This window comes from Falsirhodobacter sp. alg1, from assembly GCF_000739715.2.
GTDB lineage: Bacteria > Pseudomonadota > Alphaproteobacteria > Rhodobacterales > Rhodobacteraceae > Falsirhodobacter.
In genome coordinates this window covers 112,866-125,000 of the sequence record NZ_BBJC02000001.1, presented here as the reverse complement: position 1 = coordinate 125,000, position 12,135 = coordinate 112,866, and the positions used below count along the sequence as shown (strand labels likewise).

Sequence of the window (12,135 nt, the reverse complement as noted above, 5' to 3'; positions counted from 1 at the left end):
GTGAAGAGGGAAACAACCCTGACCTGCAGCTAAGGCCCCTAATTCGTGGCTAAGTGGGAAAGCATGTGGGACGGCCAAAACAACCAGGAGGTTGGCTTAGAAGCAGCCATCCTTTAAAGATAGCGTAACAGCTCACTGGTCTAGATAAGCTGTCCTGCGGCGAAGATGTAACGGGGCTCAAGCCACGAGCCGAAGCTCAGGATGCACAGCGATGTGCGTGGTAGCGGAGCGTTCTGTGATATAGAACGCTGTCTATTTGTGTTTGAAGCGGGATGTCGCAAGACGTCAGCGCAAAGCACAGCGAAGACAATGTTCTGTCTGTGAAGCCAGGCCGTAAGGCAACTGGTGGAGAGATCAGAAGCGAGAATGTTGACATGAGTAGCGACAAACAGGGTGAGAGACCCTGTCGCCGAAAGTCCAAGGGTTCCTGCTTAAAGCTAATCTGAGCAGGGTAAGCCGGCCCCTAAGGCGAGGCCGAAAGGCGTAGTCGATGGGAACCAGGTTAATATTCCTGGGCCAGGAGGAAGTGACGGATCTCGACGGTAGTTTGCCCTTATTGGATTGGGTGGGCTGCTTAGAGGTTCCTGGAAATAGCCCTCCATGAGACCGTACCCTAAACCGACACAGGTGGACTGGTAGAGAATACCAAGGCGCTTGAGAGAACCACATCAAAGGAACTCGGCAAAATGCCTCCGTAAGTTCGCGAGAAGGAGGCCCCGTCTGTACGCAAGTATGGGCGGGGGGCACAAACCAGGGGGTGGCGACTGTTTACTTAAAACACAGGGCTCTGCGAAGTCGTAAGACGACGTATAGGGTCTGACGCCTGCCCGGTGCTGGAAGGTTAAAAGGAGGGGTGCAAGCTCTGAATTGAAGCCCCAGTAAACGGCGGCCGTAACTATAACGGTCCTAAGGTAGCGAAATTCCTTGTCGGGTAAGTTCCGACCTGCACGAATGGCGTAACGATCTCCCCGCTGTCTCTGATGTGGACTCAGCGAAATTGAACTGTGTGTCAAGATGCACACTTCCCGCGGTTAGACGGAAAGACCCCATGAACCTTTACTATAGCTTCGCACTGGCATCAGGATTGTGATGTGCAGGATAGGTGGTAGGCATTGAAACCGGGACGCCAGTTCCGGTGGAGCCATCCTTGAGATACCACCCTTCGCACTCTTGATGTCTAACCGCGGTCCGTTATCCGGATCCGGGACCCTGCGTGGTGGGTAGTTTGACTGGGGCGGTCGCCTCCTAAATTGTAACGGAGGCGCGCGAAGGTTGGCTCAGACCGGTCGGAAATCGGTCGTTGAGTGCAATGGCAGAAGCCAGCCTGACTGCAAGACTGACAAGTCGAGCAGAGACGAAAGTCGGCCATAGTGATCCGGTGGTCCCAAGTGGGAGGGCCATCGCTCAACGGATAAAAGGTACTCTGGGGATAACAGGCTGATGATGCCCAAGAGTCCATATCGACGGCATCGTTTGGCACCTCGATGTCGGCTCATCTCATCCTGGGGCTGGAGCAGGTCCCAAGGGTACGGCTGTTCGCCGTTTAAAGAGGTACGTGAGCTGGGTTTAGAACGTCGTGAGACAGTTCGGTCCCTATCTGCCGTGGGTGTAGGAGACTTGAGAAGAGTTGCCCCTAGTACGAGAGGACCGGGGTGAACGAACCACTGGTGGACCAGTTATCGTGCCAACGGTAGTGCTGGGTAGCTATGTTCGGACAGGATAACCGCTGAAGGCATCTAAGCGGGAAGCCCCCTTCAAAACAAGGTCTCCCTTGAGGGCCGTGGAAGACCACCACGTCGATAGGCCGGAGATGTAAGTGCAGCAATGCATTCAGTTGACCGGTACTAATTGCCCGATAGGCTTGATTTGATCCAGAAAAAGCAAGATCAATCAAAAGCACCGACTTGAACAGAGAACAAAGCGTTCCTGATGTTGTAAAACCCCCTGTATCGCAAAAATACAGGTGGGGTTCTTCCTTGGTTTGGTGGTCATAGCACGAGCAAAACACCCGATCCCATCCCGAACTCGGCAGTTAAGTGCCGTCGCGCCAATGGTACTGCGTCTCAAGACGTGGGAGAGTAGGTCACCGCCAGACCTAGTAAGAACCCCTTCTCTCAAAACGAAATCAAAAAAGCGCACAAAAAATACAAATGTAGCGCAATCAGCGCGGGATGGAGCAGCCCGGTAGCTCGTCAGGCTCATAACCTGAAGGTCGTAGGTTCAAATCCTACTCCCGCAACCAAAATATACACTTCCCGAAACCTCCCGTCATTGGGAGGTTTTTTGATGTTCGGACAACAGATCCGAACCAAGGCTCAAGGACAGGATCCCTACGAGGGCGCCGTAAAGGCGGGATGACCTGGGGGCGGCCTGCCCATCGGTGCCCCCGGTGCCGGAATCATCTGCACATCCGAAATCAGGCCGCGCAGGATCTCCGATCAGGGGCCGTCAGTCCGGAGATCAGCCCGTGAACGCGGGCCTGACAGCGCATGCAGGTTCACCACCCTGCAAAGTGAAATGCACAAGGGCCGAGGCCGGCGCCGAGGCCAACCAGCTCCAGCAGAGAACAACCATCTTCCGGTAGGGATCATCCTAGCCCCTCTGCCGCCGCCATGATGATCCGTTGAACCGATGCAACCCGGGCAAACTCCGTACGACCCGTGCGGTAGACCAACCACAACTCCTGATGCCGCTTGTGCGCAAGCGGAACGATCGACAAAGCTTCCTGATGCGGAAACGCCTCTATGCCGGAGCGGGGAAGGATAGTGTAGCCAAGACCACGAGCGACAGGGATCGGTATCTGGCCGATCTGGTTCACGAAGGTCCGTATTCGCAGATGATCCGCCCCCTTGTATTCCAAGGGGAAGTTCAACGACAGAAGGTCGTCGGCATAACCGGACCCGTCCGGATGATCCACAAAACCCAACGCATCCAGCCCCTCCAGCGAAAGCCCCCGCCACCCCTCACCAAAAGGAAGAACCAGACACAACTCCTCTCGCGTCAAGGGAAAGGAATGGAGTCGCGGATGATCGGGCTGCTCCGAAACTATCCCGAGGTCAGCGGCCCCTTCCAGAACCATCGCAATTATGCTCGCTTGGGGAGCGGCCGTCAGGCGTAAAGAAAGCAGGGGCGATCCGTCAAGACGCTCCAGAAGATGCGGGTAGATCCAAAGGGCAAAACTGCCGGAGCATGCCACGCTCACGATCCCCGCATTCGGATCATCAAACTCCATCCGCTCGCGCAGCTCTTGTTCCTGTGTTCTGCGGGATTGGCCCACAGCCAGTACAGCCTCTCCGGCAGGTGTCAGGGTGAAGGATTTTCCATCCTGCGATATCAGCGGTTTGCCGACCTGTGCCTCCAGCTTGCGCAAATGTTGTGACACGCCGGGCTGGGTCATACCCAGCCGTTCAGCCGTGCGGGTAAAATGGCCGATGTCACACAAGGTAGTAAAGGTATCCAGCCATGTCGCATTCAGCATGATGATGATACTTTGTTATCAAAAATATAAGATATAATAATTTCTTATTTCTACTCGGGCTAGCTATGTTCTTTTCAAGCAATAAGCAAAGGAATGAATCATGAGCCCTACGCCACGCACATTTTCGCATATCGGCCTTTCAGTCCCCGATCTGGAGGCCGCCGTCAAATTCTACAGTGAGGTTCTTGGTTTTTACGTGATCATGCAGCCGACCGAAATCGTCGAGGATGGTAGCGACATCGGCCAGATGTGTTCGGACGTTTTTGGTGAAGGCTGGGGCTGCATTCGCATTGCGCACCTCGCCACTGCCGATCGCATCGGATTCGAGCTGTTCGAATTCAAGGGCAATCACGCGCCCGAGCAGAACCTGAACTACCGCCAGCACGGCACGTTCCATTTCGCGATCCAAGACCCGAATCTGGAGGATCTTCTGGCAAAAATCGTGGCAGCAGGCGGGAAGCAGCGGATGCCCGTGCGTGAATATTTCCCCGATGAGAAGCCCTACCGTATGGTTTATGTCGAAGACCCCTTCGGCATCGTGTTCGAACTCTACAGCCATAGCTATGAGCTGACTTATTCGGGCGGCGCATATTCCTGATCTTGAGGCGGGCATTCCGGTGCCCGCCATTTTTCCATCGGGGATGGCATGGGGTCACGTGGGGGTGCTTTCAGTGGCCGGTTAGCGTACGATCGTTTCTACAGTGTAGAATGTGATCGCGCTCATCATCCCTGTTTCAAAGGTGCCCCATGACCGACAGAACATCCGCTTTGCGTATTGCCGGCCTGATGGCTGCAACGATTGTCACGGCCAGCCCCGGTTTTGCCCAATCGGTGCAGGAAGAACGCCTGACAGCCATTGCCGGCTTCTTTTCCAAGGCGGATGTGGTGTCGGGGCCAGAGATTGTGGACTGCACCCTGTCCGGCGGCGCGCAATCGAACTGCTTTTCCATTACCGTCCGTCCGGCACCGCTGACCTATACACCCGGCCCGTGGTGCCCGTCGAACATCTCGGATGGGGCCGATGCCGGGGGGATCTGGTTTCAGGATGGCAAAGCGGTGGATGTGGATGGCGAATTCATTGCCAATCTCGCCAAAACCTATGGTGATACGGAATGGCAGCTGTTCGATCCCGACAGCGGCGATATCCGTTTTACCGGCACATTGGAGGCGTGCGAGGCTGCGGCGCGTCCCGATGTCGATCCTGATTATCAGAACTACTGCGTACAATGTCTGCCGGAATACGTTCCGGATGAGACGCAAATTACCTATGTCATTCCGATGCAGCCTGTGCCCCACCAGCGCGATACGCCTACCAACCAGACGGGATCGGGCATTGCCTACAACGGTATACGCCTTGATGGACCGGCGCCGCTGGACGCGATCCTGGGGGCCCATACGATCGCCCCTTTTGATGATTGCGGCGGCCATGTGAACTTGTTTGTCGGCTATCATTACCATGCGGTCACGAATTGCCTTGATGGGGCACCCACCACGATCGGCGCAACACAAGGCACCTCCGAAGATGCTGAAAAATCCGGTGGGCAGATCGGTATCGCCATGGATGGCTATGCCATGTTCAGCCATCTGCTGACGGATGGCACCACCCCTGTGGATCTTGATAGTTGCTTCGGGCATGAAACCGACGGGTTGGGCTATCACTACCATGTCGGAGATGCTGGCTCCAACCAGATCCTTGGATGTTTGTCCGCAGAATCAGGCTGCGTACTGGAAGGGGGCGAAATGGTTTGCGATGCCAGCGCACGTCCGGAACGACCAGGGCCGGCACATGATGACTGATCTGGCTCGGGGCACAAATTGCTGACAGCTGCACATACCAAGCCCCCGATATCGTATGATTTTCAATCCGGCGGGCATGACCGGCGGGGCTGACCCTTGTACAAATCCGTGCCGGTTACCGGCAATTCCGGTTTGACATGACTCCACATATCCATATTGCTGGATATATGGATAAGAACAGCGCCCTTGATGCCTTTGCCGCCCTCAGCCAGCCCACCCGGCTGGATGTGTTCCGTCTGCTTGTAAAGGCTGGGGGGGAGGGCATGGTGGCCGGTGAGATCGGCGAAGCTCTGGGCGTACTCCAGAACACGATGTCCGCCAATCTGGCGATCTTGGTCCGCTCGGGGCTGATCCGCAACGAGCGTGAGGGGCGCAGCATCCGGTATTTCGCCGATATGGACGGGATGCGCGGCCTTCTGGCTTTCCTGATGGAGGATTGTTGTGGCGGTCGCCCCGATCTTTGCCAGCCCTTGATCAACAAGATTGCCTGCTAGGAGATTGCGATGTCCCACGATGTCTACAATGTGCTTTTCCTGTGCACCGGAAACTCTGCACGCTCGATCATGGCCGAGGCGATCATGAACAGCGAGGGAAAAGGCCTCTTCAAGGCATTTTCAGCGGGGTCGAGGCCGGGGGCAGCGCCGCACCCCTATACCCTCGATCTGTTGAACCGCCTGAATTACGATACCACCACGCTGCGAACCAAAAGCTGGGACGAATTCGCCGGCCCCGATTCACCGCATATGGATTTCGTTTTCACGGTCTGTGACAAGGCCGCAGCCAAGGAATGCCCCTTCTGGCCCGGTCAGCCGATGACCGCGCATTGGGGGGTCACGGATCCGGTTCAGGCCGAAGGAACCGAGGCCGTGCGGCGGCTGGCGTTCTCGGACGCCTACCGACTGCTCCGGACCCGTATTTCCACCTTTATCAGCCTGCCCATCGGATCACTTGACCGGATGGCCCTGCAACAAAACCTGGATGACATCGGCAAGGCCGGTTGATCCCGTTGATCGGAAAATCAGATGACAGATAAATCGCTTCCCGCTGCGGCGGGCCTTGGAACCTTTGAACGCTGGCTATCCGTCTGGGTGGCTCTTGCAATCGGTGCGGGTCTGTTGCTGGGCAATGTGTTTCCCGGGCTGTTCGGATGGCTTGCATCGCTGGAGGTGGCCTCAGTCAACCTGCCCGTGGCCGTGCTGATCTGGGCCATGGTCTACCCGATGATGGTGGGTGTCGATTTCAGCGCCCTGCGCAAGGTGGGCGACAAGCCCAAGGGCCTTGTGGTCACCCTCGTGGTGAACTGGTTGATCAAACCGTTTACCATGGCGTTGCTCGGGGTGCTGTTCTTCAACTACGTTTTCGCGGGGTTCATTCCGCCCGATGATGCACAGGCCTATCTGGCCGGTGTTATCCTGCTGGGCGCGGCCCCTTGTACGGCCATGGTCTTTGTCTGGTCCAACCTGACCCGCGGAGATGCGGCCTACACGCTGGTGCAGGTCAGTCTGAACGATGCGGTGATGGTCTTTGCGTTTGCGCCCATCGTTGCGTTTCTTCTGGGTGTAACCGATATCGTGGTTCCGTGGGATACGCTGCTGATCTCGGTCGGACTGTATGTCATGCTGCCGCTGCTGGCCGGATATCTGACCCGCAAGCGCCTTGTGGCCCAAGGGGGAGAGGCTGCTGTCGATGCGTTCAAGGCCCGTGTGCAGCCGTTCTCCATCCTTGGCCTTCTGGTTACGGTCGTGCTGCTGTTCGGCTTTCAGGGCACGGTCATTCTGGATCGCCCGATGGTCATTGCGATGATCGCGGTTCCGCTGCTGATCCAGTCCTATGGCATCTTCATGCTGACCTATGGTGCCGCCCGGGCTTGGGGCATTCCGTTCAACGTGGCAGCCCCCTGTGCGCTGATCGGTACTTCGAACTTCTTTGAACTGGCTGTTGCCGTCGCCATCAGCCTGTTCGGGCTGGGGTCCGGTGCGGCACTGGCCACCGTGGTTGGCGTGCTTGTCGAGGTACCGGTGATGCTGTCCCTCGTGGCATTTGCCAATCGGACTCAACATTGGTTCCCGGCAGCAAAGGACAACGCATGAGCATCGTTATCCATCACAATCCCGAATGCGGAACATCGCGCAATGTTCTGGCGGTTATCGAGGCTTCGGGCGAAACACCCGTGGTGATCGAATACCTGAAGACCGGTTGGACCCGTCCGCAGCTTCTGGCACTTTTCGCCGCGGCGGGGCTGACCCCGAGAACCGCGCTGCGGGAATCGAAATCACCAGCAAAGGAACTGGGCCTTCTGGACCCTTCTGTCAGTGACGAGACGCTGTTGAATGCCATGCTGGAGCATCCTGTACTGGTCAACCGCCCTATCGTCTGCTCGGCCAAGGGCGTACGTTTGTGTCGCCCGAGCGAGGCTGTGCTGGATCTGCTGGACAGGCTTCCGCCGGGGCCGATGTTCAAGGAAGACGGCACCCCCCTGATCGACGAGAAAGGAAACCGCGTTGGCTGATACCCCGAATCTGGATGAGGCACATTTCCGCACCATCGATACCGAAGCCCTTCTGTCCCCGCAGCGGTCCACGCATGCCCCGCGTATCCTGCTGCTTTACGGTTCGTTGCGGGACAGGTCGTTCAGCCGCCTGATGACAGAGGAGGCGGCGCGTGTCCTGACACGGCTCGGGGCCGAAACGCGCACGTTCAACCCCTCGGGACTGCCCTTGCCGGATGATGCCGAGCCGGAGCATCCCAAGGTACAGGAGCTGCGTGATCTGGTCGCATGGTCCGAAGGGATGGTCTGGTGCTCGCCCGAACGTCATGGCGCGATGACGGGCATCATGAAGACGCAGATCGACTGGATTCCGCTGTCCTTGGGCAGTGTGCGCCCCACCCAAGGCAAGACTTTGGCCGTCATGCAGGTCAGCGGCGGATCGCAGAGCTTCAATGCGGTGAACCAGCTGCGCATTCTGGGCCGCTGGATGCGCTTGCTGACCATTCCAAACCAGGCCTCCACGCCAAAGGCGTTTCTGGAGTTCGATGACGAGGGCCGGATGAAGCCGTCGTCGTTTTACGACCGCATGGTCGACGTGATGGAAGAGCTGATGAAGTTCACATTGCTGACCCGTGACAGCACGGATGTGCTGCTGGACCGTTACAGCGAGCGCAAGGAAAGCGCGGAAGAGCTGTCAAAACGCGTAAACCTGAAAACCATCTGACAGGGTGGGGCCGGCGGATCATCCGTCGGCCCTGTTCCGATCAGCCCAGAACCTCGGTGATCGCGTCCTTGGTTGCCGAAACGATCTGGTCGGCCTCGCCCCGTGTCAGGCACAGGGGCGGGGCAAAGCCCAGAATGTCCCCCTGCGGCATGGCGCGCGCGATGACCCCGCGCTTCAGCATGGCCGCGACAACCTTTGCACCCTTGCCGTCGGATGCCTCGAAATGCTTGCGTTTTTCGCGGTTCGCTACCAGTTCAACAGCGCAGAGCATACCTTCGCCGCGCACCTCACCCACGTTCACATGGGCACCCACGGCATCCTGCATGGCGGCGTTCAGATAGGCCCCCGTCTCGCCCGCATTTCCAATCAGGCCTAGTTCATCGATCAGCTTGAGGTTGGCCACACCTGCGGCGGCACCGATCGGATGCGCGGAATAGGTCCAGCCGTGGCCCAGAACGCCGTATTCATCCGTGCCGCGTGCCAGTACATCCCACATTCGCTGCCCGACGATGCTGGCGGAAAGCGGAGCGTAGGCCGAGGTCAGCCCCTTGGCGCTGGTGATCAAGTCGGGTTTCATCCCGTAGTGGTCGCTGCCGAACATCGTTCCCAAACGGCCAAAGCCTGTCACGACCTCATCCGCGATCAGCAGGATATCATGCTTGTCCAGAACGGCCTGAATGGCGGGCCAATATCCCTCGGGCGGTGTCACGATGCCGCCGGTGCCCAGAACCGGCTCTCCGATGAATGCGGCAATGGTATCCGCCCCCTCGGCCTCGATCAGTTCCTCCAGTCGGGCCACGCAATGGGCCGTGAAATCCGCCTCCGACATGGCGGCATCGGGGCGGCGGAAATAATAGGGCGCATCCGTGTGGATCACCTGCGTCAGGGGCAGGTCGAACTTCTTGTGAAACAGGTCCAGCCCCGTCAGGCTGCCCGTCATCAGGCCGGACCCGTGATAGCCGCGCCAGCGCGAGATGATCTTTTTCTTCTCCGGGCGGCCAAGGATGTTGTTGTAATACCAGACCAGCTTGATGTTCGTTTCGTTCGCATCCGATCCGCCCAGTCCGAAATACACCCGCGCCATGCCGGCAGGGGCACGGTCCATGACCATTTTCGACAGGGTGATCGACGCTTCGCACCCATGCCCCGCATAGGCATGGTAATAGGCCAGCTCCTTGGCCTGTTCGGCGATGGCCTCGGCGATCTGCGTCCGGCCATAGCCCACGTTCACGCAATAAAGACCGGCAAAGCCGTCCAGTAGCCGGTTTCCGTCACGGTCGGTGATGAAAACGCCTTCCCCGCGGGTCAAGATGCGCTGGGGTGCCTCTCCTCGGGCGAACTGGCCAAGATGCGTAGAGGGGTGAAAGAAGTTCTCGCGGTCCCATTTTGCAAGATCGTCATTGGTCAGCATGGTGTCATCCTTATCATCCCCGTCACTGGCAAACGCCAAGGGCATGCTAGCAACGGCGGGGCAGGGAATTTCACCAAAACAGGGGGGTGCGGCAGAGGAATTTTCGGCACAAATACCGTCCGGCGCGATATTAATTGCCCAGCAGCCCAAGCGCGGGAGGAAGGTCCTTGACCGGTTTGGTCACAATATAACTGAAATAGCGGCGCACCCCGGCACGGCTTTCCAGCAGGTCATCCATCATCACCTGAAAACTGGCGACATCAGGGGCCACGACCTGCATCAGGTAATCATAGCCACCGCCAATGGCCCAGCATCCGGTAATTTCCGGAATGCGTGCCACCGTACGCTCGAACAACTGAAAGTTTTCGGCACGATGGCTGTCCAGTTCCACCGTCACGAACACCTGCACATGGGGCCCAAGTGCTGCCAGATCGATTTCGGCGCGATAGCCACGGATCAGGCCTGCCTGTTCCAGCCGCTTCATCCGTTCCCAGCAGGGGGTAGGGGACAGGTTGACCCGTGCCGCCAGATCGGTCTTGGCAATACGCCCTTCGCGCGACAGGGTCGCGAGGATTGCGATATCGCGATCATCAAGGCGTGCAGATTTCATTCTCCGGTTCTTTCTGTCGCTTCGGCGAATGTCAATCTGGACAAGCGGTCCTGTCGCGGCGATCTTGCGCGCCATGTCACACTGGCCCCTGACCCGCGAGGATATCGCCCGACCTGCCTATCGCAGCCTTGCGCAGGGGATTGCCGCCGCAATCGATTCCGGCAGCCTTCGGCCGGGGGACAGGCTGCCTCCGCATCGGGATCTGGCATGGCAATTGCGCGTGTCGGTGCAGACCGTCAGCCGCGCCTATGAAGAGCTGATCCGTGCCGACCTGATTTCGGGCGAGGTCGGGCGCGGCAGCTTTGTCAAATCCGGCCCCCGCGAAACAGTAGAGGTTCCGTGGTTCCGTGCGCCCGTCGATCGCCCGCCACTGGACCTGTCGATGATGACGCCGGTGCGTCTGCCCCAGATTGACGAGGCCTGGCGTGACAGCCTGATGCGCGTTGCGGCCCATGTGCCGGCCCCCGTGATGCACTCCTTCCGACCCCGGCAAACCATGTCGCTCTATGGTGGCATGGCGGCTGCCTGGTTGGCCCGCTGCGGGTTGATGGTGCCCGCGCAACGGGTGCTGGTGACCAATGGCACCACGCCGGCCATGTTCATCGCCCTGATGTCCGTCGCAGGGCCGGGGGACGAGATTGCGACCGAAAGCTCCACCTGCCACACATTGAAGCCTGCCGCGCAGCATTTGCATCTGCGTCTGCGGGGCATCCCGGGCGATGATCGCGGGATGTGCCCCGAGGCGCTGATGGCCGCGGCCCATGCCTCGGGGGGGCGGATGAAGGCCGTGTTCCTGCTGCCGGGCGGTGCCGGGCCCTTTGCGCGCATCATGGACCGTGAACGGCGCGAGGCATTGGCTCAAGCGGCGACGAAGGCCGGTCTGATCATTCTGGAAAACGACGCGACAGGGCCTGTGGCCCGCAGGCGTCCACCCCCGGTTTCCACCTTTGCGCCTGACCGTAGCCTGTATTTCACGGGGCTGTCCAAATGCCTGTCTCCGGGATTGCGGCTGGGATTTCTGGCCACACCCGAAATGCTGACAGAGCGGGTTCTGAACCGGCATATGTCCATGGCATGGATGGCCACGCCGCTGATGGCGGAAATCGCGACCGACTGGATGGCGAATGGCACTGCCGATCTGCTGATGGCGGGGCAAAGAACCGAGCTGACCCTGCGGAACCGGCTGGCACACCGTATGCTTGAAGGGCAGAGCGAGGGCGGGCCGAACGGGCTGCATCGCTGGCTGCCGCTGCCCGCCGGCACGGACGAACAGGCTCTGGTCACCCGCGCGCTGGATTCGGGGGTGGCGCTGGCCCCCGGCAGCGGCTTTGCCGTCACGGATCGTGCGCCTGCCGTGCGGCTGTGCCTGGGTGGTACAACTTATCGGGAACTGGAGCAGGCGCTTGGCATTGTTAAGGCAATATTGCCTGCAAAATAGGCCGACTGCCTGCGCCAGATGCGGGTGGGTTTGACACCCGGCCTCTAAATTGTCATGGTTTAATATATAAATTGACATGAAATCTTGCGGATTGAACGCTCAATTTCAAACGGGTCGGGGCTACGTGATCCGACATCAAAAATCCGAGGCTTGCGCCGCTGCCATGGCATGCGAGTCCGTCAACAGGAG

General features: G+C 58.8%; 11 protein-coding genes, 1 tRNA gene and 2 rRNA genes (1 of these 14 cut by a window edge). 11 read left to right on the top strand and 3 right to left on the bottom strand.

Annotated features, from left to right (window positions below):
* From TR36_RS00600 to TR36_RS00590, 3 genes are all read left to right on the top strand, one after another.
* Positions 1–1,869: ribosomal RNA gene (locus TR36_RS00600) — 23S ribosomal RNA — on the top strand (it extends 991 nt beyond the left edge of the window).
* A gap of 111 nt (positions 1,870–1,980) precedes the next feature.
* Positions 1,981–2,095, top strand: a 5S ribosomal RNA gene (rrf, locus tag TR36_RS00595).
* Between the two features lie 70 nt (positions 2,096–2,165).
* Positions 2,166–2,242 (top strand) — tRNA-Met (locus tag TR36_RS00590).
* 345 nt (positions 2,243–2,587) lie between these two features.
* Here the strand turns inward: TR36_RS00590 and TR36_RS00585 are convergent.
* Entirely contained in the window at positions 2,588–3,478 is an 891-nt protein-coding gene (locus tag TR36_RS00585; RefSeq protein WP_045393467.1) for a LysR family transcriptional regulator, read from the bottom strand.
* A gap of 100 nt (positions 3,479–3,578) precedes the next feature.
* On the opposite strand from TR36_RS00585, the gene TR36_RS00580 reads away from it, so the two are divergent.
* From TR36_RS00580 to arsH, 7 genes are all read left to right on the top strand, one after another.
* Complete coding sequence (locus tag TR36_RS00580) at positions 3,579–4,076, top strand: lactoylglutathione lyase family protein (protein WP_045393464.1); 498 nt, start codon at positions 3,579–3,581, stop codon at positions 4,074–4,076.
* A 149-nt stretch (positions 4,077–4,225) separates the two neighbouring features.
* The gene (locus TR36_RS00575) at positions 4,226–5,275 is read left to right on the top strand and encodes a YHYH protein (RefSeq protein WP_062762076.1); all 1,050 of its coding nucleotides are present in this window, start codon (positions 4,226–4,228) and stop codon (positions 5,273–5,275) included.
* Between the two features lie 167 nt (positions 5,276–5,442).
* Positions 5,443–5,769 carry a helix-turn-helix transcriptional regulator gene (locus TR36_RS00570; protein ID WP_062762074.1) on the top strand — a complete coding sequence of 109 codons (327 nt, stop codon included), beginning with the start codon at positions 5,443–5,445 and terminating at the stop codon, positions 5,767–5,769.
* Positions 5,770–5,778: 9 nt separating this feature from the next.
* A complete protein-coding gene (locus TR36_RS00565; RefSeq protein WP_045393458.1) occupies positions 5,779–6,276 on the top strand; it encodes an arsenate reductase ArsC in 498 nt (165 codons plus the stop codon).
* Between the two features lie 21 nt (positions 6,277–6,297).
* Complete coding sequence (gene arsB, locus TR36_RS00560; RefSeq protein ID WP_045393455.1) at positions 6,298–7,365, top strand: ACR3 family arsenite efflux transporter; 1,068 nt, start codon at positions 6,298–6,300, stop codon at positions 7,363–7,365.
* Complete coding sequence (gene arsC, locus TR36_RS00555) at positions 7,362–7,784, top strand: arsenate reductase (glutaredoxin) (RefSeq protein WP_045393452.1); 423 nt, start codon at positions 7,362–7,364, stop codon at positions 7,782–7,784. The genes arsB and arsC overlap by 4 nt, the downstream gene beginning before the upstream one ends.
* Positions 7,777–8,487, top strand: coding sequence for an arsenical resistance protein ArsH (arsH, locus tag TR36_RS00550; protein ID WP_045393449.1), 711 nt, complete (start codon positions 7,777–7,779; stop codon positions 8,485–8,487). Before arsC ends, arsH begins: the two co-directional genes overlap by 8 nt.
* Before the next feature lie 40 nt (positions 8,488–8,527).
* Here arsH and TR36_RS00545 read toward each other — a convergent pair whose 3' ends face one another.
* Together TR36_RS00545 and TR36_RS00540 are read right to left on the bottom strand one after the other, a co-directional pair.
* Positions 8,528–9,898, bottom strand: a complete 1,371-nt coding sequence (locus TR36_RS00545; RefSeq protein ID WP_045393446.1) for an aspartate aminotransferase family protein — start codon at positions 9,896–9,898, stop codon at positions 8,528–8,530.
* A gap of 130 nt (positions 9,899–10,028) precedes the next feature.
* Positions 10,029–10,508, bottom strand: a complete 480-nt coding sequence (locus tag TR36_RS00540; protein WP_045393443.1) for an Lrp/AsnC family transcriptional regulator — start codon at positions 10,506–10,508, stop codon at positions 10,029–10,031.
* Positions 10,509–10,581: 73 nt separating this feature from the next.
* Between TR36_RS00540 and TR36_RS00535 the strand changes: the two genes are divergently transcribed.
* Entirely contained in the window at positions 10,582–11,946 is a 1,365-nt protein-coding gene (locus TR36_RS00535) for a PLP-dependent aminotransferase family protein (protein ID WP_067397897.1), read from the top strand.
* Positions 11,947–12,135: the final 189 nt, after the last annotated feature.